The organism is Methylobacterium sp. Leaf456 (genome assembly GCF_001425465.1).
Classification (GTDB): domain Bacteria; phylum Pseudomonadota; class Alphaproteobacteria; order Rhizobiales; family Beijerinckiaceae; genus Methylobacterium.
This window is the reverse complement of record NZ_LMQV01000023.1, coordinates 165,627-192,322: the sequence shown is the minus strand read 5'-3', so window position 1 is coordinate 192,322 and position 26,696 is coordinate 165,627. Positions and strand designations below refer to the sequence as shown.

26 protein-coding genes are annotated in these 26,696 nt (G+C 70.9%); 17 read left to right on the top strand and 9 right to left on the bottom strand.

Annotated features, from left to right (window positions below):
* Positions 1 to 13: 13 nt before the first annotated feature.
* Complete coding sequence (locus tag ASG52_RS14440; RefSeq protein ID WP_056244320.1) at positions 14 to 1,021, bottom strand: alpha/beta fold hydrolase; 1,008 nt, start codon at positions 1,019 to 1,021, stop codon at positions 14 to 16.
* A gap of 86 nt (positions 1,022 to 1,107) precedes the next feature.
* On the opposite strand from ASG52_RS14440, the gene ASG52_RS14435 reads away from it, so the two are divergent.
* Positions 1,108 to 2,472: an MFS transporter gene (locus ASG52_RS14435; protein ID WP_056244317.1), complete on the top strand. Its 1,365-nt coding sequence runs from the start codon at positions 1,108 to 1,110 to the stop codon at positions 2,470 to 2,472.
* Between the two features lie 47 nt (positions 2,473 to 2,519).
* Positions 2,520 to 3,311 (top strand): SDR family NAD(P)-dependent oxidoreductase, encoded by a 792-nt coding sequence (locus ASG52_RS14430; RefSeq protein WP_056244314.1) that lies wholly within the window; start codon positions 2,520 to 2,522, stop codon positions 3,309 to 3,311.
* A gap of 176 nt (positions 3,312 to 3,487) precedes the next feature.
* Here the strand turns inward: ASG52_RS14430 and ASG52_RS14425 are convergent, their stop codons facing one another.
* A complete protein-coding gene (locus tag ASG52_RS14425; RefSeq protein ID WP_056244310.1) occupies positions 3,488 to 3,856 on the bottom strand; it encodes an SWIB/MDM2 domain-containing protein in 369 nt (122 codons plus the stop codon).
* 290 nt (positions 3,857 to 4,146) lie between these two features.
* Here ASG52_RS14425 and ASG52_RS14420 point away from each other — a divergent pair, with 290 nt between their 5' ends.
* On the top strand, positions 4,147 to 4,590 hold the full coding sequence (locus ASG52_RS14420; RefSeq protein ID WP_056244307.1) for a PRC-barrel domain-containing protein: 444 nt from the start codon (positions 4,147 to 4,149) through the stop codon (positions 4,588 to 4,590).
* 13 nt (positions 4,591 to 4,603) lie between these two features.
* On the opposite strand, the gene ASG52_RS14415 is transcribed toward ASG52_RS14420, so the two are convergent.
* The gene (locus tag ASG52_RS14415) at positions 4,604 to 5,014 is read right to left on the bottom strand and encodes a hypothetical protein (RefSeq protein WP_286159052.1); all 411 of its coding nucleotides are present in this window, start codon (positions 5,012 to 5,014) and stop codon (positions 4,604 to 4,606) included.
* A 311-nt stretch (positions 5,015 to 5,325) separates the two neighbouring features.
* Between ASG52_RS14415 and ASG52_RS14410 the strand changes: the two genes are divergently transcribed.
* From ASG52_RS14410 to ampC, 5 genes are all read left to right on the top strand, one after another.
* The gene (locus ASG52_RS14410) at positions 5,326 to 5,964 is read left to right on the top strand and encodes a PRC-barrel domain-containing protein (protein ID WP_056244305.1); all 639 of its coding nucleotides are present in this window, start codon (positions 5,326 to 5,328) and stop codon (positions 5,962 to 5,964) included.
* Positions 5,961 to 7,313, top strand: a complete 1,353-nt coding sequence (locus tag ASG52_RS14405; RefSeq protein ID WP_056244303.1) for an MFS transporter — start codon at positions 5,961 to 5,963, stop codon at positions 7,311 to 7,313. Before ASG52_RS14410 ends, ASG52_RS14405 begins: the two co-directional genes overlap by 4 nt.
* 247 nt (positions 7,314 to 7,560) lie before the next feature.
* Positions 7,561 to 9,327: an ABC transporter ATP-binding protein gene (locus ASG52_RS14400; RefSeq protein WP_056244300.1), complete on the top strand. Its 1,767-nt coding sequence runs from the start codon at positions 7,561 to 7,563 to the stop codon at positions 9,325 to 9,327.
* Between the two features lie 298 nt (positions 9,328 to 9,625).
* A complete protein-coding gene (locus ASG52_RS14395; protein ID WP_056244732.1) occupies positions 9,626 to 10,666 on the top strand; it encodes a threonine aldolase family protein in 1,041 nt (346 codons plus the stop codon).
* Positions 10,667 to 10,855: 189 nt separating this feature from the next.
* On the top strand, positions 10,856 to 12,046 hold the full coding sequence (ampC, locus tag ASG52_RS14390; protein WP_156383966.1) for a class C beta-lactamase: 1,191 nt from the start codon (positions 10,856 to 10,858) through the stop codon (positions 12,044 to 12,046).
* Positions 12,047 to 12,142: 96 nt separating this feature from the next.
* Here ampC and mdoH read toward each other — a convergent pair whose 3' ends face one another.
* Positions 12,143 to 14,068 (bottom strand): glucans biosynthesis glucosyltransferase MdoH, encoded by a 1,926-nt coding sequence (mdoH, locus tag ASG52_RS14385; protein ID WP_056244296.1) that lies wholly within the window; start codon positions 14,066 to 14,068, stop codon positions 12,143 to 12,145.
* Positions 14,069 to 14,102: 34 nt separating this feature from the next.
* Here mdoH and ASG52_RS14380 point away from each other — a divergent pair, with 34 nt between their 5' ends.
* Entirely contained in the window at positions 14,103 to 15,758 is a 1,656-nt protein-coding gene (locus ASG52_RS14380; protein ID WP_056244729.1) for a glucan biosynthesis protein G, read from the top strand.
* Positions 15,759 to 15,935: 177 nt separating this feature from the next.
* Here the strand turns inward: ASG52_RS14380 and ASG52_RS14375 are convergent, their stop codons facing one another.
* Both ASG52_RS14375 and ASG52_RS14370 read right to left on the bottom strand, forming a co-directional pair.
* Complete coding sequence (locus ASG52_RS14375; RefSeq protein ID WP_056244293.1) at positions 15,936 to 16,175, bottom strand: hypothetical protein; 240 nt, start codon at positions 16,173 to 16,175, stop codon at positions 15,936 to 15,938.
* A gap of 94 nt (positions 16,176 to 16,269) precedes the next feature.
* Positions 16,270 to 17,103, bottom strand: a complete 834-nt coding sequence (locus ASG52_RS14370) for a cold-shock protein (RefSeq protein ID WP_056244290.1) — start codon at positions 17,101 to 17,103, stop codon at positions 16,270 to 16,272.
* 354 nt (positions 17,104 to 17,457) lie between these two features.
* Here ASG52_RS14370 and ASG52_RS14365 point away from each other — a divergent pair, with 354 nt between their 5' ends.
* Positions 17,458 to 17,937, top strand: coding sequence for a response regulator (locus ASG52_RS14365; protein WP_056244287.1), 480 nt, complete (start codon positions 17,458 to 17,460; stop codon positions 17,935 to 17,937).
* Between the two features lie 154 nt (positions 17,938 to 18,091).
* Here ASG52_RS14365 and ASG52_RS14360 read toward each other — a convergent pair whose 3' ends face one another.
* On the bottom strand, positions 18,092 to 19,033 hold the full coding sequence (locus ASG52_RS14360; RefSeq protein ID WP_056244282.1) for a metallophosphoesterase family protein: 942 nt from the start codon (positions 19,031 to 19,033) through the stop codon (positions 18,092 to 18,094).
* Positions 19,034 to 19,469: 436 nt separating this feature from the next.
* On the opposite strand from ASG52_RS14360, the gene ASG52_RS14355 reads away from it, so the two are divergent.
* From ASG52_RS14355 to lpxK, 3 genes are read left to right on the top strand one after another with little or no spacing between them, the layout of a single operon-like run.
* Positions 19,470 to 20,207, top strand: a complete 738-nt coding sequence (locus ASG52_RS14355) for a lysophospholipid acyltransferase family protein (RefSeq protein WP_056244279.1) — start codon at positions 19,470 to 19,472, stop codon at positions 20,205 to 20,207.
* Positions 20,204 to 21,508, top strand: coding sequence for a 3-deoxy-D-manno-octulosonic acid transferase (locus ASG52_RS14350; RefSeq protein ID WP_056244276.1), 1,305 nt, complete (start codon positions 20,204 to 20,206; stop codon positions 21,506 to 21,508). The genes ASG52_RS14355 and ASG52_RS14350 overlap by 4 nt, the downstream gene beginning before the upstream one ends.
* The gene (gene lpxK / locus ASG52_RS14345) at positions 21,508 to 22,500 is read left to right on the top strand and encodes a tetraacyldisaccharide 4'-kinase (RefSeq protein WP_056244272.1); all 993 of its coding nucleotides are present in this window, start codon (positions 21,508 to 21,510) and stop codon (positions 22,498 to 22,500) included. Before ASG52_RS14350 ends, lpxK begins: the two co-directional genes overlap by 1 nt.
* On the opposite strand, the gene ASG52_RS14340 is transcribed toward lpxK, so the two are convergent.
* A complete protein-coding gene (locus tag ASG52_RS14340) occupies positions 22,475 to 22,699 on the bottom strand; it encodes a DUF2093 domain-containing protein (protein WP_056244270.1) in 225 nt (74 codons plus the stop codon). The two genes, lpxK and ASG52_RS14340, sit on opposite strands and share 26 nt — an antisense overlap.
* 104 nt (positions 22,700 to 22,803) lie before the next feature.
* On the opposite strand from ASG52_RS14340, the gene cdd reads away from it, so the two are divergent.
* The 4 genes from cdd to deoA are packed head-to-tail and all read left to right on the top strand — an operon-like array spanning position 22,804 to position 26,114.
* Positions 22,804 to 23,250: a cytidine deaminase gene (gene cdd, locus ASG52_RS14335; RefSeq protein WP_056244267.1), complete on the top strand. Its 447-nt coding sequence runs from the start codon at positions 22,804 to 22,806 to the stop codon at positions 23,248 to 23,250.
* Entirely contained in the window at positions 23,240 to 24,052 is an 813-nt protein-coding gene (locus tag ASG52_RS14330; RefSeq protein ID WP_056244262.1) for a purine-nucleoside phosphorylase, read from the top strand. Before cdd ends, ASG52_RS14330 begins: the two co-directional genes overlap by 11 nt.
* Positions 24,053 to 24,063: 11 nt before the next feature.
* Positions 24,064 to 24,807 carry a deoxyribose-phosphate aldolase gene (deoC, locus tag ASG52_RS14325; RefSeq protein WP_056244259.1) on the top strand — a complete coding sequence of 248 codons (744 nt, stop codon included), beginning with the start codon at positions 24,064 to 24,066 and terminating at the stop codon, positions 24,805 to 24,807.
* The gene (gene deoA, locus ASG52_RS14320; protein WP_056244258.1) at positions 24,804 to 26,114 is read left to right on the top strand and encodes a thymidine phosphorylase; all 1,311 of its coding nucleotides are present in this window, start codon (positions 24,804 to 24,806) and stop codon (positions 26,112 to 26,114) included. Before deoC ends, deoA begins: the two co-directional genes overlap by 4 nt.
* Positions 26,115 to 26,341: 227 nt before the next feature.
* Here the strand turns inward: deoA and ASG52_RS14315 are convergent, their stop codons facing one another.
* Positions 26,342 to 26,683: a hypothetical protein gene (locus tag ASG52_RS14315; protein WP_056244255.1), complete on the bottom strand. Its 342-nt coding sequence runs from the start codon at positions 26,681 to 26,683 to the stop codon at positions 26,342 to 26,344.
* Positions 26,684 to 26,696 lie beyond the last annotated feature (13 nt).

Below are 26,696 nucleotides of genomic sequence, written 5' to 3'. Positions count from 1 at the left end.
TCCGTCTTGCTCCTCAGTTGCGGTCGAGGAAGTCGAGCACCAGCCCGTTGAACATGTCGGTCGCCTCCATGTGGACGAGGTGGCCGACATTGGCGATCACCTCGGCGCGGCCGTTGGGCATGCGCGCGGCGAGCGCCCTCGCGTGGCCGGTGTTGTCGCCCATGTTGGCCCGCACTTCCGGCGGCGCGAAGGCCTTGCCCGGCGCGTTGCGGTCGTTGGCGCCCATCACGAACAGGGTCGGCGCCTTGACGAGCGGTATCTCGTGGACGACCGGCTGGCCCCAGATCGCCTGATACGACTGCACGAACGAGCGCAGCCAGCGCGGATACTCGCCCGAGGCCTTCACCCGCTCGCGAATCTGCACGAACGGCTCGATGGACGAGGCCGGCAGCGACAGCGAGTAGCTCGTCATCAGCTGCTTGCGGTAGGCGTCGGCCGTCAGCTCGCCCTCGCGGGTGAGCAGCAGGTCGTCGGTGACCGGCGGCACGGTGAAGCGGTAATCCTCCAACCCGATCGGGGCTTCGAGCACCAGCGCGTTGACCCGCTGCGGGAAGTTGCGCGCCATCCGGACCGCCAGCATCCCGCCCATGGAATGGGCGACGACGTCGAAGCGCTGCAGCCCGAGGGAATCGGCGAGCGCCACCGTCTCGGCGGCCATCCGGTCGAACGTGAACGGCTTGATCGGCTTGGAGGACTTGCCGAATCCGAGCTGATCCGGGACGACGACCCGGTACCCGCCCTCCGCCAGCGCGCGGATCACCGGCTCCCAGTAGCTCGAAGGAAAGTTGCGCCCGTGCAGCAGCAGGACGGTGCGGCCGTTGGCGGTCCTGGTCGGGGCGACGTCCATGTAGGCGAGGCGCTGCGCCTCGTGATCGCGCGTCAGCGGCAGGAACTTCACCGGATAGGGATAGGCGAAACCTTCGAGGCCGATGCCGAGCGGCGTCATCGTGCCCTCCTGGGCGGGGGCCGGCGCGGCGGTGAGGGCCAGCGCCAGCAGCGCCAGGATGGGGGCGGATCGCATGGGAACTCCTTGGTCGACTGTATAAGGATAGGACAGCCGGGCCGTCTGCGCGCCTCTGTAGCGCATTTCAGCGGGGCGCGACCGTCATGACGCGGGAGGTCACCGACGGGCTGCCGCCGCGGGCGCGGGGGCTGGCCTTTTCAGCGATGGCGCTCGCGATGGCCATGGCGGTGCTCGACGGGGCCATCGTCAACGTCGCGCTGCCCGTGATCGCCCGCGACCTCGGCGTGCCGGCCTCCGAGGCGATCTTCGTCGTCAACGCCTATCAGGCCGCGGTGACCGCAGCCCTTCTGCCGCTGGCCACACTTGGGGAGAGTCTCGGCTACCGCCGGGTCTATCTCTGGGGCCTCGCCGCCTTCACCGCGGCCTCGCTCGCCTGCGCGCTCGCGTCCGATCTGCCGAGCCTGATCGCGGCACGGATCGTCCAGGGGCTCGGCGGGGCCGGGATCATGAGCGTCAACACCGCGCTCGTGCGCTTCATCTACCCGAACCGCCTGCTCGGTCGGGGCGTGGGCAACGTGGCGCTCGTCGTCGCGGTCTCCTCCGCCGCCGGGCCGACGCTGGCGGCGGCCGTGCTCACCGTGGCCGAGTGGCCGTGGCTGTTCCTCGTCAACCTGCCGGTCGGGCTGGCCGCACTCGCGGTCGGGGCACGCACGCTGCCGCTGACGCCGCGCTCGGCGCGCGCGTTCGACTGGACCAGCGCGGCCCTCAACGCACTCACCATCGGCCTGCTGATCGTCGGCCTCGACGGGCTGAGTGATCCGAACCGGCGACCCTACGCGCTCGCCGGCCTCGCGGTGGCGCTCGTCGTCGGCACGGTGTTCGTGCGCAGCCAGCTCGGGCTCGCCCGGCCGCTGCTGCCGCTCGATCTCCTGCGGATTCCGGCCTTTGCCCTGTCGATGGTCTCGTCCGTCTGCGCCTTCGCCGCGCAGATGACCGCCTACGTCGCCCTGCCGTTCCACTTCCACGACGGACTCGGCCTGTCGGTGGCGCAGACCGGCTTCCTGCTGACGCCCTGGCCCCTCGCCATCGCGGTCGCGGCGCCGCTCTCGGGGCGATTGGCCGACCGCTACCCGCCGGGGCTGCTCGGGGCGCTCGGCCTGCTGCTGCTGGCCTTCGGCACCGCTTCGCTCGCGCTGCTGACGCCCGAGGCCACCACCCTCGACATCGTCTGGCGGCTCACGATCGCAGGCCTCGGCTTCGGGCTGTTCCAGTCGCCCAACAACAAGATCATCATCACCAGCGCCCCCCGCGACCGCAGCGGCGGGGCCAGCGGCATGCAGTCGAGCGCCCGGCTCGTCGGGCAATCCCTCGGCGCGGCTTTGGTCGCCGTCGCCTTCGGCCTGAGCGCCGGGGGCCCGGCCGCCGCCTTCGCCCCGACCCTGTGGTGCGCCGTCGCCCTGGCGCTCCTCGGCGCGCTCGCGAGCGGCCTGCGCCGGACGAAGCCTTGAGCCGCTTCGCGCGTTGATCCAGGGGGCCAAGCACGACGGACGAGACCATGGACATCGACCTGAACGGGCGCAGCGCCCTCGTGACCGGCTCGACCGGCGGCATCGGCTACGCCATCGCCAAGGCCCTGGGACAGCTCGGCGCGACGGTGGCGGTCAACGGGCGCACGGGCGAGCGGGTCAACGCCGCGATCGAGCGGCTGCGCGGCGAGGTGCCGGGCGGCGGCTTCATCGCCGGCATCGGCGATGTCGGCACCGAGGAGGGCGCGGCCGAACTGGTCGCGGCTTTGCCCAGGGTCGATATCCTCATCAACAATGCCGGCATCTTCGAGCCGAAACCCTTCTTCGAGATTCCCGACGGGGAGTGGCGCCGCTTCTTCGAGGTGAACGTGATGAGCGGCATTCGCCTCGCTCGCGCCTACGGGCCCGGCATGGTCGAGCGCGGCTGGGGCCGCATCGTGTTCATCGCCAGCGAGTCGGGCATCAACATCCCCGTCGAGATGGTCCATTACGGCATGACCAAGACGGCGCAGCTCGCCGTCTCCCGCGGGCTGGCCGAGACGGTCGGCGGCAGCGGCGTCACCGTCAACAGCGTGCTGCCCGGCCCGACGCTCACCGAGGGCGTGGCCGATTTCTTGGAATCCATGGGCGGGGCCGGCGGCGACCTCGAAGAGAAGGGCCGCGCCTTCATCGCCGAGAACCGCCCGACCTCGCTCCTCAAGCGCCTCGCCCAGCCGGAGGAGGTCGCCAGCATGGTGGCCTATCTCTGCACCCCGGCGGCCAGCGCCACGACGGGGGCGGCGCTGCGGGTCGATGGCGGGGTTCTGCGCAGCATCGCGTGAGCTGGTTCGCTCGCCGCGCGTTCAGCCGGCTCCCCCCCCCCGTGCGGCGAGAGGGGATGCGCGGCGTCGACGTGATCGAACAGAGCCATAGACAAAACGAAACCCGGTCCGCGGGAGCGAACCGGGTCGAGAATGTCGGCGCGGCGAACGCGCCGGATCCATCGCTTCCGAAAAAATCAGCCCTTCAGATGGGCGGCCAGGTGCTTGTTCATCTCGAACATCGAGCACTTGTCCTTGCCGAAAATCTTCTTGAGCTTGTCGTCGGCCAGAATCTCGCGCTTGTTCTCGGGGTTCTGGAGGTTGTGCTTCTTGATGTGTTCCCACACCTTGCTGACCACCTCGCCGCGGGGGAGCGGCTTGTCGCCGACGATGGCGGCGAGGTCGGCGGAGGGCTTCAGCGGCTGCTGCAGGGCGTTCGGCTTGGCGCCGGCCTCGGCCTTGGTCGCGGTGGCCTTCTTCGGGGCGGCCTTTGCGGCGGGCTTCTCAGCCTTGGCGTCGTCCTTCTTGGGGGCGGCGGCCTTCTTCTCCGTCGTCTTCGTTGCCATGGTGTCCCTCCGTTCTGCGATCCGGCAGCAATTTCGAAACGAGCCCGGGGGTTCCGGGGCGCTAGGGAGCAACAACTAAGCGGTACCGCGCCCGTTCCAAGAGCGGGGGCGCGCCGTTCGCGTGTCCATCCACAGATCAGGAGCGGTTTTCGCCATCTTGTGCAAGCCTTCGCGCTCCGAGGGCGCCACTGAGGGGGCCGGCATGCACAGGCGTTTGCCGCGGGGAACCGCTCACGCTGCACCGCATTCAACGCAGGACCCCGCCTCACGGGTGCAGCGAGGAGACCCGGATGCCGACGGACCTGCCCGCCGAGCGTAACCTACTACGGAAACCCGGAAGCCTGGAACTCGACCCCGCGGGCGGCGCGGGCATCGCCATCGACGAGACGCCGCGCCTCATCGCCTCCGACAAGGTCGAGGGCACACCGGTCTACGACGGCACCGGGCGCCATCTCGGCACCGTGCACAATTTCATGGTCGACAAGACCTCGGGGCAGGTCGCCTACGCGGTCCTGTCCTTCGGCGGCTTCCTCGGGATCGGCGAGACCTACCATCCGCTGCCGTGGTCGGCGCTGACCTACTCGGTCGAACTCGGCGGCTACGTGGTCGACATCGACCCGGCCGATCTCGAAGGCGCGCCGAGCCAGGGACCCGGCGACGACCCGTTCTCCGATCCGTCCTTCGGCGGCCGGCTCGACGACCACTGGGGTGGCCGCAAGGCGCCGACCGCCTGAGCCGGCGATGGTCTCAGAACTTTCCGCCGACCCCGACGCCGCCGGATCCGACCGAGGGGGCGAGCCCGCCCGACGAGGAGCGTCCGCCCTGTCCCGCGCCCTCGAGTTCGTCGCGGCTGATCCGGCGGGCGCCGGCGTCGGCAGCGCGGGCGTCGCCCCGCACGTTCTTGGGGAGGTCGAGGCGCCGGGTCGGGGTCGAGGGCAGCGGGGCGCCGTCGTCATCGACCTGCGAGGTCCGGGCGGCCCGGCCCGGAAGAGTGCCGCGGGCCGAAGGCGGCGGGCCGATCTCGGTCTCGGGCATGACGCCGGCGCCGCCGCTGAAGGCCTGGCAGCCGCCGAGGCTCGCGGCCAGCAGCGCCGCGGCGGTGAGTCTTTGGCAAAGGTTCGGGAAGGCCGCGGTGCGGAACATCGGCGGAAGGGGCATGGGTGTCGTCCTCGTCGCGGCCGCGTCCAGCGGCGGCCCCGCTTCACTCGCGTCTTCTCCTGCACGGCTCTAAGGCAGGGTTGGGGCGAAAACCAGACGGCGGGCGGCTACGGTGAGGCCTCGATCCACCGGTCCCGCTGCGCCGGCTATCCGGTTCGCAGTTCTTCACCCCGCCCCGGCGGGTCCTTAACTTCGCCGCGGTTGCCGCGCATCGCTGCGACATCCGCGCGCTTCGCTCTGACCGGCCGCGGCCCGTCGACGGTGTCCACGGCGCGACGATGACGATTCCAGGCGGCGAGAGGGGTTTAGGGGTGCGCAGACTGATTCGGACGATCGTGGCCTCGGCGATCGCCCTCCTGCCCGTCGTGGCGCTCGCGGGCGACGCCACCCCCAACGGCCCCGGCGACGCGCCGGCCGCCCCGCCGCCCGCGGCCCCTGCGCCGACTCCCGCCCCCGCGACGCCGCCCCCGGCCCAGGGCGGCGGTACGCCCGCGACCGTGCTCGACACCCAGGATTACGAGAGCCTGCTCGGAAAGAGCGTGCGCGCCATGAACGGCGACGACCTCGGCCGGATCATCGACGTGATCATCGACCGGGACGGTCGCCCGCGGGCGGCGGTGATCGATTTCGGCGGCTTCCTCGGCGTGGGCTCGCGCAAGATCGCGGTGGACTGGCGGGTTCTGAAATTCACCACCGAGGGCAAGGTCGGCCGCCTCGTGCTCCAGCTCAACCGCAATCAGGTGCGGGTCTCGCCCGAGTACAAGGCCGGCGAGCCGATCGTGGTGCTCGGCGCCTCCGGGCCGGCGACCGCCGCGGCGCCCGACGCCGACCCCGCGACGCCGGCCCCCACGCCCGCGGCGGCCCCTGCGCCCGCAGCAGCCCCCGCGCCCGCGCCGGCCCCCGAGAAGCCCGCCGACCCCGTGAAACAAGACAAGTCGCCGGACAGATGACGGCGATCCCGGCGACGGAAAGGCGGGCGGTCCTGCCACGCGAGCGCGACGTTCCCCGACCCGATCCGCGCGACCGGGCCGGCTGGCGCCCCGCGCGCCGCCGCGGCCCCGGCGCGGGCGAGCCGGCCTCCGCCGGGCCGGCGCCGAGTGCCGCGCGCGGGCTCGACGCCTTCACCTTTTTCATCGCCAACCTGCAGACCGGCTTCGGCCCGTTCCTCGCCGTCTACTTCACCCAGCAGAAGTGGACGCAATCCGACATCGGCCTCGCGCTCACCGTCGGCAGCCTCGTCAGCCTGCTTGGGCAGATGCCCGGCGGCGCCTTCGTCGATGCCTCGCGCTCGAAGCGCTTCGCCGCCGGCTTCTCGGCCTTCTGGGTGGGGATGAGCGCGGTGATGCTCGCGGCCTTCCCGACCTACCTCATCGTCCTGCTCGCCATGGCGATCCACTCGGCGGCGAGCTGCGTGCTGACGCCGGCCATCGCCGCCATCTCGATCGGCCTCGTCGGCCACGCCAACGCCGGCGCCCGGCTCGGCCGCAACGCCAGCTTCTCGGCCATCGGCAACGCGCTGGGTGCCGCCAGCATGGGCGCGGTGGGCTACTACCTGTCGAACGACGCGGTGTTCTATCTCGCGGGCGCGCTCGTCATCCCGGCGCTGATCTCGCTGCGCTTCATCCCCTCGCGCCGCACCGACGTGGCCCGCCCGGCCGCCGCGGACGAACCGCCGTCGCCGCCCTCGGCCGGCGGCCTGGCGGCGCTGCTCAAGAACCGCGCGCTCTTGTGCTTCGCCGCCTGCATGGTGCTGTTCTTCCTCGCCAACGCCGCGATGCTGCCGCTGGTCGGCTCGGTGATGACCTTGCGCGCGAGCGAGACCGCGACCGCGCTGGTGGCCGCCTGCATCATGGTCCCCCAGGCGGTGCTCGCCGTCACCGCGCCCTTCGTCGGACGCCTCGCGCAGAGTTGGGGCCGCAAGCCGCTGCTCGTCATCGGCTTCGCCGCGTTGCCCGTGCGCGGCCTGCTCTTCGCCTTCGTCAGCGACCCCTACTGGATGGTGGCGATCCAGGTGTTCGACGGCATCTCGGCCTCGGTGCTCGGCGTCATGGTCCCGCTGATCGTCTCCGACCTCACCCGCGGCACCGGCCGCTTCAACACCGCGCTCGGCGCCGTCGGCACCGGCATGGGCATCGGCGCCGCGCTCTCGACGGCGCTCGCCGGCTTCATGGCCGACAACCTCGGCAGCCAGAGCACCTTCTTGGGACTCGCGGTGATGGGCGCGGTCGGCCTCGTCCTCGTGCTGCTGATCATGCCGGAGACGCGGGGTAAGGCACCGGACGAGCGCGCGAGTGCGTGAAGAACGGGCGCCCCTGCGCTCACATACCTTGACCTAGGCCCCGCGACGCGCTTGGAGTCGTTGCTGCGCCGCACGGTCGCTCAAGTCCCGTTCAGCTTGGCCGCGATAGTTCGCGGGAAAGCGGCCCGCGCTTGAAACATAAGGCGACGCTTCGCGTTGCGGTTAACGGGCTCGGCGTGCGCTTCGCCGCCCACGGCATGCGTCTCGCCGCCCTGCGGGTCTGATCGAATCGGGATTGACGGTCGCGATGGAAGATCTCTGCCAATACGCCAACCGGCCCTTCGCCTTCGTCGGGCGCTATCTCAAGCGCCGCATCGTCCCCCATCTCATCATCCTGTTCGCGGTTCTCGGCGCCGTTACCTTCTCGGTCTCGACGGATTATGCGCTGAAGGGCGTGGTCGATGCGCTGGGCAAGGGGCCGAGCGCCGGGCAGGTCTGGACGGCGCTCGCGGTGCTGATCGCCTTCATCGCCGCCGACAACCTGCTCTGGCGCGTCGCCGCGCTCGTCGGCGCCTTCACCTTCGTGGGCGTCACAGGCGACATCCGCCGTGACATGTTCCGCCACATGACGGGCCACGCCCCGTCCTTCTTCGCCGACCGGCAGCCTGGCACGCTGGCGTCGCGCATCACGGCGACCTCGAACGCGATCTTCACCGTCGAGAACATGTTCACGTTCAACGTGATGCCGCCCTGCGTCGCGGCCGTGCTCTCGATCATCTACATCGGCACCGTCAACCTCACGATGGCGCTGGTGCTCGCCTCCATCTTCACCGCTGTGGTGGTGCTGATGTTCAAGATGGCGTCCGCCGGCAAGCCGCTGCACCACGACTTCGCGGCGAAAGCTGCCAGCGTCGACGGTGAGATGGTCGATCTCGTCGGCAACATGCCGCTGGTGCGCGCCTTCTCGGCCTTCAATCGCGAGTTCGTCCGCTTCGACGGCACCATCGGCACCGAGATGCGGGCGCGGCGCTCGTCGCTGATCTACCTCGAGAAGCTGCGCATCACCCACGCGATCCTCACCGTCGTCTCGATCCTCGGCCTACTCTACTGGTCGATCAAGATGTGGGAGGCGGGTCAGGCGACGACCGGTCAGGTCGTGCTGGTCTGCACCCTCGGCATCCGCATCCTCGCCGCCACCCGCGACCTCGCCGTGGCGCTGGTGGACGCCACCCAGCACACCGCTCGCCTGTCGGAGGCGCTCCACACCCTGCTGCAGCCGCACGAGTTGGTCGATCACCCGGAGGCCGAGACGCTGGTGGGCCAGACCGGGGCCGAGATGCATTTCGACCACGTCGCCTTCAGCTACCCCGACGGCCGCCCCGTCTTCTCCGATTTCGACCTGCTGATCCCGCCGGGCCAGACGGTGGGGTTGGTCGGCAAGTCCGGCGGCGGCAAGTCGACCCTGTTCTCGCTGATCCAGCGCTTCTACGAGGTGCAGGGCGGGCGCATCCTCATCAACGGCCAGGACATCACCCGGGTCACGCAGGAATCCCTGCGCGAGGCCATCACGGTGGTCCCGCAGGACGTGTCGATGTTCCACAGAAGCTTACGCGAGAACATCCGCTACGGTCGGCCCGACGCCAGCGACGAGGACGTGTGGAAGGCGGCCGAAGCCGCGCATTGCACCGACTTCATCCAGGCGCTGCCCGAGGGCTTCGACACCATCGTCGGCGACCGCGGCGTGAAGCTGTCCGGCGGCCAGCGCCAGCGCATCGCCATCGCCCGCGCGATCCTGAAGGACTCGCCGATCCTGCTCCTCGACGAGGCGACCTCGGCGCTCGACGCCGAGTCCGAGGAGGCGATCCGCGCCGCGCTCGCCAACCTGATGAAGGGCCGCACCGTCATCGCCATCGCCCACCGCCTCTCGACGCTGAAGGACTTCGACCGGATCGTGGTGCTGGAAGGCGGCAAGATCATCCAGGACGGCTCGCCGGAAAAACTGACCCATCTCGACGGCTTCTACCGCGAGCTGATGAAGAAGGAATCGATGTCGATGTCGCTCGCCGCCGCGTGAGGCGACGCTTTCGTCATCGTCATCCCATCACCCCTCATCCTGGGGTGCCGCGAAGCGGCCTCGAAGAAGGGCTCCAGTCGGCTCAGCGATCCCTGGAGCCCTCCGTCGAGGCTCCGCTTCGCTTCGCACCTCAGGATGAGGGGGTGAGTGGAAAGGGCCGGTTCCTCCAGCCGTTCCGCTTACCAAGCCCCGAGCTTTTGGTTGCGGGACACCGACCCGCTTCATAGCTTAGGCTGCTCTCGAGGCGGCTCCGCCGGACCGGTCCCGCCCTCCCCCCATGGCAGGAGCGAGCCGCACGGTGCCCGACCAGCAATTCGCCAGCGACAACTATGCCGGGATCTGCCCGGAGGCGATGGCTGCGATGGTGGCCGCCAATGCCGGCCACGCCCCGGCCTACGGCGCCGATAGCTGGACCCAGGCAGCCGCGGACGGGTTTCGCCGGCTGTTCGAGACCACTTGCGAGGTGTTCTTCGTCTTCAACGGCACGGCGGCGAACTCGCTGGCGCTGGCTTCGCTGTGCCAGTCCTATCACAGCGTCGTCTGCGCCGACTCGGCCCATATCGAGACCGACGAGTGCGGCGCGCCGGAATTCTTTTCCAACGGCTCGAAGCTCCTCACCGTCGCGAGCCCGGACGGCAAGCTGACGCCCGAGTCGCTGCGCGCGATGGCCGGGAAGCGCAGCGACATCCACTTCCCCAAGCCCAAGGCGGCGACGATCACGCAGGCGACCGAGACCGGCCGGGTCTACCGGCCGGACGAGATCGCCCGACTGTCCGAGACCTGCCGCGCGCTCGGCCTGCACCTGCACATGGACGGCGCGCGCTTCGCCAACGCCTGCGCCTCGCTCGACGCCTCCCCCGCCGCGCTGACGTGGAAGGCGGGCGTCGACGTGCTCTGCTTCGGCGGAACCAAGAACGGCATGGCGATCGGCGAGGCGGTGGTCTTCTTCGACACCGCGTTGGCGGAAGACTTCGACTACCGCTGCAAGCAGGCGGGCCAGCTCGCCTCCAAGATGCGCTACCTCTCGGCCCCCTGGGTCGGGATGCTGGAGGACGACGCGTGGTTGCGCCACGCCCGACACGCCAACGCTTGCGCCCGCCGCCTCACCGCGGCCATCGCCGACGTGCCGGGCGCCGCGCTCGCCGCGCCCGTGGAGGCCAACGGCGTGTTCCTCAACCTGTCGGCCGCAACGCAGGAGCGCTTGCGCGCCCGCGGCTGGCACTTCTACGGGTTCATCGGCGGCGCCTCGCGCTTCATGTTCGCGTGGGATTCGAAGCCCGAGCGGGTCGATGCACTGGCGCGGGATATCCGGGCCTGCGCGTTGTCGGCGGCAGCGTAGGTTTCAAAGCCAATCAGCTTAGCCATGCGAGGGGCCGCTTCCGACCCTGAGCAGACATGACCCCTTTGTGCTGGTCGTTCTTCCGGTCACGCCACGGCAGAAGATTTTTCGGGTCGGGGTCGAGAAATCGCCCTTTGCGGCGCCTCTTTAAGACCCGGCATACGCCGTCTCCAGAGAAGGAGGGCTACCTTGAACGCGGATCGATCGATGTTGCCGACGGCACGCAGGTATCTGCGCCCGCTTGCACTCCCCCTCTTGCTCCTAGGTTCCGCTACTGCGCTCGCGGAGGGGCTGGACAAGAGCCGCATCGACGCCGCGGCCAACACCTTCATGGAACGCACCAGCGCGCCCGGACTGGCTGTCGGCATCGTGACCCCGGATGGTGCGAAGGTGTTCTGCTATGGCGTCGCCTCGAAAGAGACTGGTACGCCGGTGGACGAGCGCACACTGTTCGAGGTCGGGTCAATCAGCAAGACTTTCACCGTGGCGCTGGCCTCCTACGCCGCGGAGACCGGGGAACTCCAATGGGATGCCGCACCCGGCCGATACATCCCTGAACCGAAGGACAGCGCCCTCGACCGGGTGTCACTCCTCAACCTCGCGACCCACACGACCGGGGGTATGCCCCTGCAATTACCCGACAACGTGAAGACCGACACCGACCTCATCGCCTACTTCCATACTTGGACACCGCCGTCGCCGCCGGGGAGCGTGCGCACCTACGCCAATCCCAGCATCGGTCTGCTCGGCGTGGTGACGGCCCGTGCGATGAAGGGCCAGTTCGCCGCACTCGTGCGAGAGCACATCACGGGTCCGCTCGGGCTTCAGCACACCTTCCACGACATCCCCAAGACTGAACAGGCGAACTACGCCCAGGGCTACACGCGAGACGGCAAGTCGGTCAGGGTCTCGATGGCCCCTCTCGCCACCGAAGCCTACGGCGTTCGCACGACAGCGCGTGATCTGCTGCGGTTCGTAGAGGCGCATCTCGGGCGGATCGAGATGAGCCCCACGATGCGACGTGCTCTCTCGGCAACGCAGGTCGGCCAGTTCCAGGCTGGACCGATGACGCAGGCGCTAATCTGGGAGTGGTATCCGCTCCCGGTCTCGGATGATGACCTCATGGTCGGCAACGGTGACGCGATGGTGCTGAAGCCCACCCCGGTCACGCGCCTCAGCCCACCCCAGACACCGCCTGCCGACAGCCTCGTCACGAAGACGGGAGCCACCAACGGGTTCGGGGCCTACGTGGCCTTCATCCCTGGCCGCAAGATCGGGCTTGTGCTGATGGCGAACCGCAACCATCCGACAGCCGTGCGGCTCGCCCTCGCCAAGCAAATCTTCGCGGCACTGAACATCCAAGGGATCCCCGCTCAGTAGATGGCGGGGAAGCCGATCCTCAACGTCGGCTTTCCAACCTCAACAGCCCTTCGACCCTTCAATCTGACTAAGCTTTGACTTGAAGGGCCTAGCCTCTCACCGCGGCGTCGAAGAAACCCCCGACGCATCGATCGACCCCGGCAGCCACGCCACCGGCTCGCCCGCGGCGATCGGCAGGGTGCCGGTCACCCGTCCCTGATGCAGCTCGGCCAACTCCACGGCCTGCCGCGTGTCGTCCTCGGTGAGGAACAGGCCGCGGGCCTTGGAGCCGAGGCCGAGGCGGGTCGAGCTGGTGAGCACGCTCTGAGCCGGGCTGGTCAGCAGGGCGAAGGCGACCGGGGCCATCCAGGCGGCGAGCAGCGGAAAGCCGGCCAAAGCGACGAGGACGGCGAGCGCCAGACCCGTGGCGATCGCGTCGCTCTGGAGGCGGCAGGCCTCGCCCCACGGCACGCTGCGGTCGTCGCGGGATTGCGCGTCCCAGCGCACCACCCGGCCGAACAGGGTCGAGACCACGGCGCCCGCGCTGAACAAGGCCATCACCGGCCACAGCAGAACCCAGACCGCCTGTTCGATGGCGGCGCTGACGAGCAGCGAACTGGCACCGCCGAAGGCCGCGCGGCGCTCACGTGAGGCCAGGACGTAGCCGAGGCTGAGGAGTTTCGGCAGCGCCATCACGGCGAGGACGAGGGCGGCGAGCCCGAAAGCCGCGGGCGTGCCGCCGTCGAAGCCGTAGCCCAAGAGGCCGAGTTCGCCCATGCGCGCCGCCTGCCACGTGCCGAGGCCGAGGAAGGCGATCCAGAGCGGGTAGACGCAGTAGCCGAGGATGCCGACGCCGAGATGCCAGCGGCTGGCGCCGCGCAGGCCCTTCATCGGCAGCACGCGGATGTGCTGAAGGTTGCCCTGGCACCAGCGCCGCTCGCGCCCGAGCAGATCGATGAGGTTGGTCGGCATCTCCTCCCAGGTGCCGCCCATCTCCGGCAGCAGGCGCACCTCCCAGCCGGCGCGGCGCAGGAACGCACCCTCGACGATGTCGTGGCACAGGATTTCGCCGCCGAGCGGCGCCTTGCCCGAGAGCACCGGCAACTCGGCGTTCTGCGAGAATGCGGCGATCCGCAGGATGGCGTTGTGGCCCCAGTAGGAGCCGTCCGGCCCCTGCCACGTCTCCAGGCAACGGAGCGACAGCGGCGCGTAGAGCCGCACGGCGAATTGCTGGATGCGGGCGAACAGGGTGTCGCGGCCGGCCGCGTAGGACACGGTCTGGATCAGGCCGACGCGGGGGTTCTCCTCCATCAGCCGGGCGAGCTTGCGCATGGCGGCGCCCGTCATGAGGCTGTCGGCGTCGAGCACGATCATGAAATCGTACTCCTCGCCGTAGGTCTGGCAGAACTCGGCGATGTTGCCGGCCTTGCGGCCGGTGTTCTGCGCCCGGCGGCGGTAGCGGATGCGCGGCATGCCGCGGCCCTCGCGCTCGGCCCAGGCCACGGCGCGGGCGAATTCGTGCTCCTCGACCGCCGAGATCGCGCCCTCGCGGGTGTCGGACAGGACGAAGATGTCGATGTCGGACCCGTTGCCCCCCTCGCGCTGGAGCGAGCGGGCCATGACGCGGATGGCGGAAAACACCGCGATCGGATCCTCGGCGTGGATCGCCACGACCGCCGCCGTGCGACTCAGGCCCGTGGGACGGGCCGAGATCGTGGCGGCGCGCCGCTCCAGGGGCGAGAGCACGCGATCCCCCATCGCGGTCGCGATCAGCCCGTAGAGATACTGCCATGCCGTGAACGATTGCCACGCCATCAGCACGGCGAACAGGCCGAGCACGATGCGCCCGAGCCACGTCTCCGGCATCCCGTAGGCGGCAAGCGCCAGCGCGAGGATCGCTCCCGCCGTCGCGAGCGTTGGGACGACCAGCGCGAGGCGGCGCAGGCTGAACGACGCGGTCCGCGGCGCCGGTCCGGTGCCGGAGGGGCGGGCCGGGCCGGTCTCGACGGGCGCATCGACCTGCGGCAAGTCTGGGCTGGACATGGTCGGCGTGAACGCTCGCGGGAGGGATCAGCGGATGACGGAACCGTCGGGGGAAGACGGCGATGCGTGCCGGGACGGCGGCGTCTCGCGGCGGCAGGTGGTGCGGAACGGGCTCGCCGGGTTATCCGGCCTTTCTATCCCTGGCCTCCTCGACCTGAATGCCGCCGGAACGATGGCCCAGACCGCCCCATCGGCACAATCCCGCATGGAGGCGCGGCCCGTGACCCTCGACGACGTGGCCGCCCGCGCCGAATCGCTTGCCCGCACCCCGTATCGCCCGCACGACGACGACCTGCCGCAGGAGTTGAAGGGCCTCACCTACGACGACACGCAAGCGATCCGCTTCCGCCCGGAGGCGACCGTACCGCTCGGCCCCGGCTTCTCGCTGCAGCCGTTCCACCGCGGCGGGCTGCAGCCCCGGCGCGTCGACATCTTTTTTCAGAAGGCCGGGCAGGCGCCCGAGCCGTTCGGCTACGACGCCAAGCTGTTCGATCTCGGGCCGGCGCTGAAGGATCGCAGCTATCCCGCGGCATTGGGCTATGCCGGCTTTCGCATCGCCCATGCGTTCGATTCGGCCAAGCCGGACGCTCAGGAAGAGTTTCTGGTCTTTCTCGGCGCCTCGTATTTCCGGGTGCGGGGCAAAAGCCAGATCTACGGCCTCTCGGCCCGCGGCATCGCGGTCGATACCGGTGCGCCGACCGGCGAGGAATTTCCCGACTTCACCACTTTCTGGATCGGCCCGGTCGAGGGCGAAACCATCACCGTGCTGGCGCTGCTGGAGGGCCCGAGCCTGACCGGGGCCTACCGCTTCCGCGTCACGCCGGGCGATCCCTCGACGCTTCAGGTCACCGCCACGCTGTTTCCGCGGCGCGCCATCGCGAATCTGGGGCTGGCGCCGCTCACCAGCATGTTCATCGACGGCGAGAACGGCCCCGGGGCGCGGGGCGCCCTCCCCTTCGACGATTTTCGCCCGCAGGTGCATGATTCGGACGGCCTGCTGGTCCAGACACCCGGCGACCGGCTCTGGCGCCCGCTCACCAACGGCCGGGCCGCCCCGCAGACCTCCGCCTTCCGCGCCGCGCCGCTGGAAGGATTCGCGCTTCTCCAGCGCGAGCGGCGCTTTGCCGCCTATCTCGATGTCCAGGCCCGCCACGAGGACCGGCCCGGCCTGTGGGTCCGGCCCGAATCGGGTTTTGGGGCCGGCGCGGTGCGGCTGTTCGAGATCCCCTCGCGGGAGGAGGCGACCGACAACATCGTCGCGGCCTTCGTTCCCGAAGCGAAAGTCGAGGCCGGTCGCCGGATCGACCTCGCCTATGCGCTGGTCACGGTCGGGGCGGAGCCGGCGGCTGCGATGGCACCGCCTTTGGCGCGGGTCGTTTCGAGTAGGGTCGGGTCCGCCGAACGGTTGCGCCCGACCAACCCGCCGAGCCCGAGGCGCCGCCTCTACGCCATCGACTTCGAGGGACCGGGCCTGCCCGACGACCCGAAGGCCGCAATCGAGGTCGCGCTCTCGGCCAGCGTCGGCGCCTTCGTCGAGCCCTACGCCGAGCACGTCGCCCAGACCGGCGGCTGGCGCCTCTACGCCGAGTTCCGCCCCCCCGAGCCGATGCCCCCCGGCGACGTGGTGCTCCGCGCCCGCCTCAGCCATGCCGGCAAAGTGATCACCGAGACCTGGGACGGAGTGGCGTGACGCTCGTTTGAGTGCGCGTTCGCCAGCCGCCTCCCACCTCATCCCCTCATCCTGAGGCGGGGAGCGAAGCGCAGCCTCGAAGGAGGGCTCCAGGGATCGCGCGTCTAGTGGAGCCCTCCTTCGAGGCCCGCTGACGCGGCACCTCAGGATGAGGGGATTAGGTGGGAGAGAAGGCGCTCAGCGGCCTCGCTCGGCCGGCGTCTCGGAACGGCGCTGCCGCTCGATCCGTACCACGCTCGGCGGCAGGCCGGGCTCGTTCCGGTCGGCGCCCGTCGGCGGCAGGGGCGCGGTGGCGTCGCGGCCGCGCTCGAACGCCCAGCCGGCATTCACCCCCGCATAGAAGCCCGTGAAATCTTCGGCTGCCACGGGGCCGGTGCCGAGCATCAGGCCCAGACAGAACGTCCTCGCCCCACGCATCAACTCGATCCTCGAACAAAATCCCCACCGGCATCCCGACAAACGAAAACGGCGGCCCTGAGGCCGCCGCTTCGTCATTCAGTGGTCGGGTCGATCAGTAATCGACGCTGACGCTGGAGGCCTCGCGGCCCTTCTGGCCCTCGACCACGCCGAGGGTGACCTGCTGGCCTTCGGCCAGGGAGTCGAGTCCGGCGCGGGACAGGGCGGAGCGGTGCACGAACACGTCCTTGCCGCCGTCATTGACGGAGACGAAGCCGAAGCCCTTGGCCGGGTCGTACCACTTCACGGTGCCGGTCATCTCGACCGACGGGCCGGAGGCGAAGCGGCCACCGCCGCCGCCGCCGCGATCACCACCGCGATCGCCGCCGCCGAAGCGGTCACGGCCGCCGCCGCCGCCGAAGCGATCGCCACCGCCGAAGCCGCCGCCACCACCGCCGAAGCGATCACCGCCGCCGCCGAAGCGCGGGCCCTCGCGCCGGGGCGGAGCCGCCTCGGCCGTGGAGGTGTCGACGCTGTTGACCGCAGTAACCTGCGGGCCCTTCTGGCCCTGGGCGGTCTGCACCGTGAGGCGCGTGCCGGGCAGGAGGTCGTCGTGGCCGGCGGCCTCGACCGCGCGGATGTGGAGGAAGGCATCGCCGGAGCCGTCGCCGAGCTCCACGAAGCCGAAGCCCTTCTCCTTGTTGAACCACTTCACCGTGGCGTCACGCTCCGGGCCCGTGGGCGCCGCAGCCGCGGGGGCGCCCCGCGACGGGCCGCGGTCGAAGCCACCGCCGCCACCACCGTAGCCGCCGCCACCGCCGCCGAAGCGGTTGCCGCCACCACCGTACCCACCACTGCTCGGGGGCAGCTGGTCCGGCCACTGAGGCTCGGCACCGCCCTCGTCGAAGCCGCGCTTCTGCGGCCCCCGAAAATCACGACCACGTCCCATTGAAAGCTCGCAAAAACCGTCCGCCCGCCACGTCTCGAATACCGCGTGCGCGCTATCCCGAGACAGCCCACGCCTCGCACTATCATCTCCTCGGCAGCGGATACCGAGATCGATGCCTCAGGTCTGACGCAATCGGGGCCGAATCGCAAGGAACTTCTAACCCGTCCGTGCCGTGGCCGGCCGATTTTCGGTGTGAACTGCGTAGCGGCGCGGTTTTTGGGCTTTTTGCGGGCCCGACCAGAATCGTTCCAAGTCCAGTGGTGTTGCGCAAGTGTCCTTAGGGAAGCGCAAACCGGCCGCCGCTAGACTCGGGACCGAGACCGGCCGCATCCGCGCGCCGGCCCCGAGCCGCCGATGATCGCCACCCCGACCTTCCCGGACCTCTCGGCCCTCGTCGTCGATGAGAGCCTCTACATCCGCCGCATCGTGCGCGACATGCTGATGCGCGTCGGCATCAAGCGTGTGCTGGAGGCGCCCGACGGCGCCGAGGCGCTCGGCGTGCTGGCCGAGAGCAAGCCGGACCTCACCATCCTCGACTGGGACCTGGCGATTCTCTCCGGCGAGGAGTTCATCCGGCTCGCCCGCACGCCGACGACCTCGCCCTCGCCGACGGTGCCGATCATCCTGATGCTGGCTCAGCCCCGGCGCAACGTGGTGGACCGGGCGATCTCGCTCGGCGTCAACGAGATCATCGCGAAACCGTTCTCGCCCAAGACGTTATGGTCGCGCCTCGACGAGGTCATCAACCGGCCCCGCCCCTTCTCCCAGGTCAAGAGCCTGCTGCGCCCGCTGCCCCGCGCGACCGGGGTGTCAAAGGGGATGGGGCTGAACTGACGCTGCGTCTCTCCCACCCGTCCCCCTCATCCTGAGGTGCCGCGTCGGCGGCCTCAAAGGGGGCTCCAGAAGTCTCAGCGATCCCTGGCGACCTCCTTCAAGGCTCCGCTCAGGATGAGGGGGTTGGGTGGGAAGCAAGGGAGTCGAATCGCCCTCAGTGCCGCCCGCGCTTCGGGGCCGGGCCGAGCCGGTCGGCGGGTGGCGTGCGGATGTCGAAGGCGGAGAGTTCGGCGATGCCGCCCTCCGCGTCGAGGCCGCGCTCGACCACGGCGATGTGGTGCCTGCCGGCGTCCGGCGTGATCGTGTAGAGGTAATACGAGGCACGCCGGTTCACGAGGAGCGACCGGGCCGAGGCCGAGGGCGCTCCGACCACCGGCACCGGGCGTCCGTCCGGGCCCGGGATGCCCGCCACGCTGCCCACGTGATTGTGACCGTGCAGGATCAGGTCGGCCCCGGCCCGGCCGATCATCGCCGCGAAGGCGGCGGCGTCCTTCAGCTCGCGGCCCGCGGCCGCGCCGCCCGGATGGGGTGGATGGTGGATCATCACCACACGGCAGGGCCGCTCGGGCGCCGTGGCCAGATCGCCGAGCAGGCGCTCCGCTGCCTCGATCTGCGGAGGTCCGAGCCGCCCGGTCGCAGCGAAGGGCTTGGTCGGGATCGCCGAGGACAGGCCGATGAGCGCGAGCGGCCCGCGGCGGCGCAGATACGGGAACAGGCCGCTGCGTCCGTCGTCGTCGGCGGTCCAGCCGCCGCAGGTGCCGAGCAAGCCCTCAAGCGAGCCGCGGACATAGGCGTCGTGGTTGCCCGGCACGAAGCTGACCCGGTCGGCCGGCCCCACAGCTTCGAGAAAGATGCGGGCGGTGTCCCACTCGTCGGGCAGGCCGAGATTGCACAGGTCGCCGGTGCAAGCGACGTGGTCGCTGCCTTGCGCCCGAAGGTCGGCGATCAGGGCGCCCAGCAGGTCCATGTCGTGATGGCGCCCGCGCCCGCGATGCCAATTCACGTAGCCGGTCGCGCGCTTGCTCAGGAGCTGGCGCAGGCGCAGCCGCGGCAGCGGTCCGACATGGGGATCGGTGAGATGGGCGAGCCTGAACATTGCGGGGCTCCGCATCGGGGCATCGGGGTCGAAGGTCAACATCCGGCGAGCGGAAGTCGCGCTGCGATGCTCTGCCAGAGATGGATCAACCGTCAGGCCGTCATTCCGGGGCGCCGAAGGCGAACCCGGACCCGAAGGGGCGCGCCAGCGGCGTGCAATCCACGACTGGCCGCAACGGTTCAACTTCGGCCGCGCATCCCGCATCACGGGTGGATTCGGGGTTCCGCTCCGCGGCCCTGGAATGACGGCGTGGAGGGTACGGGTTCGGTGAGCGTGATACCGGAACGCTCCCCTCGCCCGAACTCCGCCGCATTGCGGCACGAGTCGGAAGGCCGTGGTTCGGCCCGCGTTGCCACCCGGCGGGCCGCGGGGCTAGACCGCCGACCCGGGCGGCGCCCGATTCGAAACGCGAGCGAAGGCGGAGCGGTCCGAGCCCATGGGCCTGATCAAGACCATCGGCCGCAAGCCCGCGGTCCAGCGTGTGCTGAGCCGAATCGCCTACGGCTACCTCCGGCTGGTGAAGCGCACGAACCGCTTCACCGTGGAGCCCGCCGGCATCGACGGGCGGCTCGACGCGACCGGACCGTTCATCGCCGCGATGTGGCACGGCCAGCACCTGATGATCTCGTTCATGCGCCGGCCCCACGACCGGATCGCCACGATCATTTCCCGCTCCCCCGACGGCAACATCAACACTATGGCGCTGGAGCGGATGGGGGTGCGGGTGATGCGCGCCTCCGGCGCCCGCGGCCGCGCGGTGCGCGACGCCCGCGCCAAGGGCGGCGCCGAAGGCCTGCGCGCCATGGTGAAGGCGCTCAAGGGCGGCGAGACCGTCGCCTTCTCGGCCGACGTGCCGAAGGTCTCGCGGGTCTGCGATAACGGCATCATCATGCTGGCGCGCTTTTCCGGCTGCCCCATCGTCCCCGTCGCCGTGGTGACGGGCCGGCACATCCGCTTCAACTCGTGGGACCGGGCCTGCCTCGGCCTGCCTTTCGGCCGCGGCGCCATGGTGTTCGGCGAATCGATCTACGTCCCCCGCGAGATCGAGCCGGCGGCCGTCGAGGGCTATCGCGCCCGCGTCCAGGCCGAACTGAACCGCGTCCACGACCGCGCCTACGCCCTCGTTGGCCGGCCCGACCGCGTGGTCGGCTCCGCTCTGGAGCAGGCCGCGTGAGGGTGCCGCCGCTTCCCGCTGCGCTCCGGGTCTACCGCTACGGACTCTATCTCGGCGAGCCCGCGGTGGCCGGCCTGCTGGCGTGGCGCTCCCGCCGCGGCAAGGAGGACCCGGCTCGCCTGCCCGAGCGGCGCGGCTGCCCCGGTCGCGCTCGGCCGGTCGGGCATCTGGTGTGGATGCACGGGGCCAGCATCGGCGAGGCGCTCTCGCTGGTCGGCCTCATCGAGGGCATGGTCGGCCGCGGCTGCTCGGTGCTCGTCACCACCGGCACCCGCAGCGCCGCCGACCTGCTGAGCCAGCGCCTGCCCGCGGGCGCGGTGCATCAATACGTGCCGCTCGACGCGCCGCGCTGGGTCGAGCGCTTCCTCGCCCATTGGCAGCCCGACCTCGCGGTGGTGGCCGAATCCGAGATCTGGCCCAACACCGTCGTCGCCCTGCACGAGCGCGGCATCCCGCTGGTGCTCGTCAACGGGCGGATGTCGCAGCGCTCGTACCAGGGCTGGGCGCGCTCGCCGCGCACCGCCCGCGCGCTCCTGTCGCGCATCGCCGTGTGCCTGTGCCAGACCAAGGCCGACGCCGAGCGGTTCGCGCGGCTCGGCGCTCCGCGCATCAGCGTCATCGGCAATCTCAAATACGACTCCGCCATTCCCCCGGCAGATGCGCAGCAACTCGCCTATCTCCGCGACATGGTCGGTGATCGCCCGGTCTGGGTCGCGGCGAGCACGCATCCGGGCGAGGACGCCGTGGTCGCCCGCGTCCATGCCCGCCTGCGGGACCGCTTTCCGCGCTTGCTGACCATCGCGGTGCCGCGCCATCCCCGCCGCGGCGAGGAGGTGGCGCAGGTGGCGCAAGAGGCCAGCCTGCGCACCAACCGACGCGCCAAGAACGGGCGCCCGCAGGCGAACGTGGATTTCTACGTCGCTGACACGCTCGGCGAACTCGGCCTGTTCTACCGCCTCTGCCCGTTGGTCTTCCTCGGCGGCTCGCTGGTGGAGCATGGCGGCCAGAACCCGATCGAGCCGGTGCGCCTCGGCAGCGCCGTGCTGCACGGGCCCCACATCTTCAACTTTTCGGAGCCCTACGGCGCGCTGGACGAGGCGGGCGGCGCGCGATTGGTGTCCGACGAAGAAGACTTGGCGGCGGCCGTCGCCGACCTCGTGGCCAACTCCGGCCGCACCGCCGAGATGGCGCGGCGGGGACAGACGGCGCTCGCCGCGTTCGAGGGCGCGGTCGGCCGCACGCTCGCGGTGCTCGACCCCTACGTCGCGCAGATGAAGCTCGCCGCCCGCGAACGGGCCTGATGCGCCCGCCGGATTTCTGGCACCATTCGCCCTCGCACCCGCTGGCCCGGCTGTTGACGCCGGCCGGCGCGCTCTACGGCGCGCTGACCGTCCGGCGGATGGACCGGCCCGGCGTGCAGGCCCGCTGCCCGGTCCTGTGTGTCGGCAACTTCACCCTCGGCGGGGCCGGCAAGACGCCGACCGCTCTGGCGCTGGCCAAGATGCTGCGGGACGATCTCGGGCGGCGCCCGGCCTTCCTCAGCCGAGGCTATGGCGGAACACGCCCCGGACCGGTGGCGGTCGATGCCGCCCGGCATTCCGCGGCTGATGTCGGTGACGAGCCGCTGCTGCTCGCGCGCTTCGCGACGACGGTGGTGGCCCGCGACCGGCCCGCGGGCGCGCAGCTCTGTAACGAACTCGGCGCCGAGGTCATCGTCATGGATGACGGGCTCCAGAACCCGAGCCTGCAAAAGACCCTGGCGCTCGCCGTGGTCGATGCCGGGGCGGGGCTCGGCAACGGCCTGCCTTTCCCGGCCGGCCCCCTACGGGCGCCGCTGGCGCGGCAATGGCGGCATATCGGCGGGGTGGTGCTGATCGGTGACGGGGCGCCGGGCGAGGCGCCGGCACGGGAGGCCGCGGCGCGGGGTCTGCCGGTGCATCGCGCCCGGCTGGTGCCGGAGGCGCCGGAAAGCTGGAAGGACCGGCCCGTGGTCGCCTTCGCCGGCATCGGCCGCCCGCAAAAGTTCTTCGGCACGCTGGCCGGGCTCGACGCCCGGATCCTCGCCACGAAAAGTTTTTCGGATCACCATCCCTATCGGGCCGGCGATCTCGATGCCTTGCGGGCGCTGGCGCAGCGCGAGGGCGCCCACCTCGTCACCACCGAGAAGGATGCCGTCCGTCTCCCCGCGGGTGAGCGCGTGGACGTGCTGCGGGTCGCCCTCGCCTTCGACGATCCGGCCGCGCTGCGGGGGCAGCTGGCTGAAGCGCTTACGGCGCCCGGCCGATCTCCTTGAGCCGCTGCATCGCGGCTTCCGGCGTCGCATAGGCCTCCTGGCGATCGACGTTCCAGTAGCGCAGCGCGTCGAGATGGATTGCCTCGCCGGTCACGGCGCAGCGCACGAAGGTGCCGGGCTTGATCACCCGCATGGTGCCGTCGCCGAACTCGACCTTGGCCTCGCCGTTGTTCGAACCCCGATCGTAGCGCCCGAGCATGTCTCCGGCTCCCTGCCGCATCCGCAAGGGTTCGGCATAGAAGGCGGACACGCGCCTGTCGACCGCCCCTCGACACGAGACCCACCCTCGGGCCAAACGGTGCCATGACTGCGCCCGGCGCCCTTACAAAAAATCCCGATCTTGATGCCCTCTTCGCGGCGGCCGCCGCCGTGCGGGCGCGGGCGCATGCGCCCTATTCGGGGTTTTCGGTCGGGGCGGCGCTCGCCGACGAGGCGGGCCGCGTGCATGCCGGCTGCAACGTCGAGAACGCGGCTTATCCGGTCGGCACCTGCGCCGAGGCCGGGGCCATCGCGGCCATGATCGCGGGGGGCGGGCGGCGCATCCGGGCGATCCTGATCCTGGCCGACAGCCCCGCTCCCGTCACGCCCTGCGGCGCCTGCCGCCAGCGCATCCGCGAATTCGCCGGGCCGGACACGCCGATCCTCGTCGCCGGGCCCGACGGCGTGCGCGCCCGCTTCACCCTGGAGGCGCTGCTGCCCGCCTCCTTCGGCCCCGAGCATCTGCCGGAGCATACCTTCGATGCCGAGTGAGGACGCCGCCGTCGCGCTCCTGCGTGACAAGGGGTTCGCCGGCCCGATCGCCCTGGCGATCGTGACCGGCACCGGTCTCGGCGCCCTGGTCGAGGCGGTGGAAGAGCGCATCAGCCTCGACTACGAAAGAATTCCCGGCTTCCCGGCGCCGGGCGTGTCCGGCCATGGCGGGCGGCTGCATCGCGGGACGCTCTCGGGGCGGCCGGTGCTGGTGCTGGAGGGCCGCGCCCACGCCTACGAGCGGGGCGAGCCCGCCGCCATGCGGGTGCCGCTCGCCACCGTCGCAGCGCTCGGGGCGAAGCGGGTTCTTCTCACCAACGCCTCCGGCTCGCTGATGCCGAAGGCCGGCCCCGGCAGCCTCGTGGTGCTCACCGACCACATCAACCTGTCCGGGCTCAACCCGCTGATCGGGGAGGCGAGCGACGCCCGGTTCGTGCCGATGACGAACGCCTACGCCCCCCGCTTGCGCGCCGATCTGCGCGCCGCGGCCGAGAGGGAAGGCCTCTTCCTGCACGAGGGCGTCTACGCGTGGTTCTCCGGCCCGAGCTTCGAGACGCCGGCGGAAGTCCGCATGGCGGGACGGCTCGGGGCCGATCTCGTCGGGATGTCCACCGTGCCGGAGACGATCCTGGCCCGCTTCCTCGGGCTCGAGGTCGCCGCCGTCTCGGCGGTGACGAATTTTGCGGCCGGCATCTCGGGGGGCGATCCGCACCATGCCGAGACCAAGGCGGTGGCGGCCCGCGCCGGGGCCGACCTCGCCCGCCTCGCCGCCGCCTTCGCGGCGCGCCTTCCCGAATCGTGAGGTTTTTTGCGATGACCGCAGCCGATCCCCTGCTTCGGGAAGTGGCCGCCCGCGCCCTGCCGCTCCTCGACCTCACCGATCTGAGCGAGGGCTGCACGGAGGAGCCGGTTCGCCTGCTCTGCGAGCGCGCGCAACGCTACGCCGTGGCGGCGGTCTGCGTCTGGCCCCGCTTCGTCGCGGAGGCCGCGCAGGCGCTGACCGGCGGCGGCGTGCGGATTGCGACCGTCGTCAACTTTCCGGACGGCGGCGAGGACGTGGCCGGCACGTTGGCGGAGACCCGCACGGCAATCGAGGACGGCGCCGACGAGATCGACCTCGTGCTGCCCTATCGTGCGCTCCTGCGGGGCGAGGCCGACACCGCCCGCGCCATGGTCGCGGCCGTGCGCGAGGCCTGCGGCGAGACGAGGCTCAAGGTCATCCTGGAGACCGGCATGCTGCCCGACGCGGACACGGTCGCGCGAGCGAGCCGGCTGGCGCTGGAGGCGGGCGCCGACTTCCTCAAGACCTCGACCGGCAAGACCCCGGTCTCGGCCACGCCCGAGGCGGCGGAGGCCATGCTTCTCGCGATCCGTGAAGGCGGCGGTCGGATCGGCCTGAAGGTGTCCGGCGGCCTGCGCCGGGTCGAGGACGCCGCGCGCTATCTGGCGCTCGCCGACCGGATCATGGGGCCGGACTGGGTCAACGCAGAAACATTCCGGATCGGCGCCAGCTCGCTCCTCGACGACCTCGTTCGCGCCGCGGAGGCCGGCGCATGAGGCTCCCCCAGGAAATCATCCGCGACAAGCGCGACGGGCGGGCTCTGTCGGAGGCCGACATCGCCGGCTTCATCGGCGGGCTCACCGCGGAGCGCGTCACCGAGGGGCAGGCGGCGGCCTTCGCGATGGCGGTGTTCTTTCGCGGCCTCGCGCTCGACGAGCGCCTGGCGCTCACCCGCGCCATGCGGGATTCCGGCACGGTGCTCGAATGGGACCTGCCCGGCCCGATCCTCGACAAGCACTCCACCGGCGGCGTCGGCGATACGGTGAGCCTCTCGCTCGGCCCCCTGGTGGCGGCCTGCGGCGGCTTCGTGCCGATGATTTCGGGGCGCGGCCTCGGCCACACCGGCGGCACTCTCGACAAGCTCGCCAGCATCCCCGGCTACGACGTGACGCCGGGGCTCGACCGTTTTCGCGCGGTGGTGCGCGAGACGGGCTGCGCCATCATCGGACAGACGGCGGAGCTGGCGCCAGCCGACCGGCGCCTCTACGCCATCCGCGACGTCACCGGCACGGTCGAATCGCTCGACCTGATCACCGCCTCGATCCTCTCGAAGAAGCTGGCGGCGGGCCTCGGCGGCCTCGTCATGGACGTGAAGGCCGGCTCCGGCGCCTTCATGGCGCGGGACGAGGACGCGCGGGCGCTGGCGACAAGCATCGTCACGGTGGCCAACGCCGCCGGCCTGCCGACCCGCGCGCTGCTGACCGACATGGACGCGCCGCTGGCGTCCGCTGCCGGCAACGCCGTCGAGGTCGCCTACGCCGTCGATTACCTCACAGGCCGCGCCCGTGAGCCGCGCTTCCACGCGGTGACGATGGCACTCTGCGCTGAGATGCTGGTGCTGGGCCGCCTCGCAACCGACCGCGCGGACGCCGAAGCGCGGTTGCAAGCCGCCCTCGACACCGGGGCCGCCGCCGAGATTTTTGGCCGAATGGTGAGCGCCCTCGGCGGCCCGTCGGATTTTCCGGAAGCCTCCGAGCGGCATCTGCCGCGGGCGCCGGTGGTGCGGCCGGTTGCGGCGGAACACGCGGGCACGGTCGAGGCGGTGGACACCCGCGCCGTCGGCCTCGCGGTGATCGGGCTGGGCGGCGGACGCACCCGGCCGCAGGACGACATCGACCCGCGCGTCGGCTTTTCCGGATTGGTCCGGCCCGGCGACCGGCTCGGGGCCGGCGATCCTCTCGGGACCGTCCACGCGGCGGACGCGGCGGCGGCGGAGCGGGCGGCGGTGGCCCTGCGGGCGGCCTACCGGATCGGCGAGACGGTGCCAGCGGCGCGTGAAGCGGTCATCGAGCGCGTGGGCTGATCGAGGCTCCTGTTGCTCCCATCCATCCCCTCATCCTGAGGTGCGCAGCGAAGCGAAGCCTCGAAGGAGGGCTCCAGGGATCGCGCAGCTGGCTGGAGCCCTCCTTCGAGGCTGCTGCGCAGCACCTCAGGATGAGGGGGATGGCTAGGACGAAGCCGAATGATCGGTCTTTAAAAAAAAAGACCGCGCGCCGGTCTCCCTGCGCGCAGTCCCTCGAACCCAATGGCTCAGTAGAAGTGGCGGCGGTGGCCCCAGCCGTGGTGGTGGCCCCAATGGCGGTGGCGGTGGTGGCCCCAGTGATGGCGGCGGTGATGGCCCCAGCCGTGGTGATGATGGTGGTGATGGCGGCGCCAGCCATGGTGGTGGCCCCAGTGATGGCGGCGGTGGCCCCAGCCGCCGTGACCGTGCCACTGCACGGTCTCGACCGCGGTGTCGGTGGCAAGCGCGGCGGCGGGCAGGGCCGCGAATGGGGCGGCTTGCGCGGCTTCGCTGCCGATCAGCCCGCCGGCAAGCACGGCGAGGGCGGCGAGCGTGCGGCGGAAGCGCTTGGTCGAATTGGTGTCCGACATCGGTGAACTCCCT

What these genes read in the sequence shown, in the direction of transcription:
- ASG52_RS14440 (WP_056244320.1), bottom strand. Translation starts at nt 1,021, where the DNA reads ATGCGATCCGCCCCCATCCTGGCGCTGCTGGCGCTGGCCCTCACCGCC.
- ASG52_RS14435 (WP_056244317.1), top strand. Translation starts at nt 1,108, where the DNA reads ATGACGCGGGAGGTCACCGACGGGCTGCCGCCGCGGGCGCGGGGGCTG.
- ASG52_RS14430 (WP_056244314.1), top strand. Translation starts at nt 2,520, where the DNA reads ATGGACATCGACCTGAACGGGCGCAGCGCCCTCGTGACCGGCTCGACC.
- ASG52_RS14425 (WP_056244310.1), bottom strand. Translation starts at nt 3,856, where the DNA reads ATGGCAACGAAGACGACGGAGAAGAAGGCCGCCGCCCCCAAGAAGGAC.
- ASG52_RS14420 (WP_056244307.1), top strand. Translation starts at nt 4,147, where the DNA reads ATGCCGACGGACCTGCCCGCCGAGCGTAACCTACTACGGAAACCCGGA.
- ASG52_RS14415 (WP_286159052.1), bottom strand. Translation starts at nt 5,014, where the DNA reads ATGCCCCTTCCGCCGATGTTCCGCACCGCGGCCTTCCCGAACCTTTGC.
- ASG52_RS14405 (WP_056244303.1), top strand. Translation starts at nt 5,961, where the DNA reads ATGACGGCGATCCCGGCGACGGAAAGGCGGGCGGTCCTGCCACGCGAG.
- ASG52_RS14400 (WP_056244300.1), top strand. Translation starts at nt 7,561, where the DNA reads ATGGAAGATCTCTGCCAATACGCCAACCGGCCCTTCGCCTTCGTCGGG.
- mdoH (WP_056244296.1), bottom strand. Translation starts at nt 14,068, where the DNA reads ATGTCCAGCCCAGACTTGCCGCAGGTCGATGCGCCCGTCGAGACCGGC.
- ASG52_RS14380 (WP_056244729.1), top strand. Translation starts at nt 14,103, where the DNA reads ATGACGGAACCGTCGGGGGAAGACGGCGATGCGTGCCGGGACGGCGGC.
- ASG52_RS14375 (WP_056244293.1), bottom strand. Translation starts at nt 16,175, where the DNA reads ATGCGTGGGGCGAGGACGTTCTGTCTGGGCCTGATGCTCGGCACCGGC.
- ASG52_RS14370 (WP_056244290.1), bottom strand. Translation starts at nt 17,103, where the DNA reads ATGGGACGTGGTCGTGATTTTCGGGGGCCGCAGAAGCGCGGCTTCGAC.
- ASG52_RS14365 (WP_056244287.1), top strand. Translation starts at nt 17,458, where the DNA reads ATGATCGCCACCCCGACCTTCCCGGACCTCTCGGCCCTCGTCGTCGAT.
- ASG52_RS14360 (WP_056244282.1), bottom strand. Translation starts at nt 19,033, where the DNA reads ATGTTCAGGCTCGCCCATCTCACCGATCCCCATGTCGGACCGCTGCCG.
- ASG52_RS14355 (WP_056244279.1), top strand. Translation starts at nt 19,470, where the DNA reads ATGGGCCTGATCAAGACCATCGGCCGCAAGCCCGCGGTCCAGCGTGTG.
- lpxK (WP_056244272.1), top strand. Translation starts at nt 21,508, where the DNA reads ATGCGCCCGCCGGATTTCTGGCACCATTCGCCCTCGCACCCGCTGGCC.
- ASG52_RS14340 (WP_056244270.1), bottom strand. Translation starts at nt 22,699, where the DNA reads ATGCTCGGGCGCTACGATCGGGGTTCGAACAACGGCGAGGCCAAGGTC.
- cdd (WP_056244267.1), top strand. Translation starts at nt 22,804, where the DNA reads ATGACTGCGCCCGGCGCCCTTACAAAAAATCCCGATCTTGATGCCCTC.
- ASG52_RS14330 (WP_056244262.1), top strand. Translation starts at nt 23,240, where the DNA reads ATGCCGAGTGAGGACGCCGCCGTCGCGCTCCTGCGTGACAAGGGGTTC.
- deoC (WP_056244259.1), top strand. Translation starts at nt 24,064, where the DNA reads ATGACCGCAGCCGATCCCCTGCTTCGGGAAGTGGCCGCCCGCGCCCTG.
- deoA (WP_056244258.1), top strand. Translation starts at nt 24,804, where the DNA reads ATGAGGCTCCCCCAGGAAATCATCCGCGACAAGCGCGACGGGCGGGCT.
- ASG52_RS14315 (WP_056244255.1), bottom strand. Translation starts at nt 26,683, where the DNA reads ATGTCGGACACCAATTCGACCAAGCGCTTCCGCCGCACGCTCGCCGCC.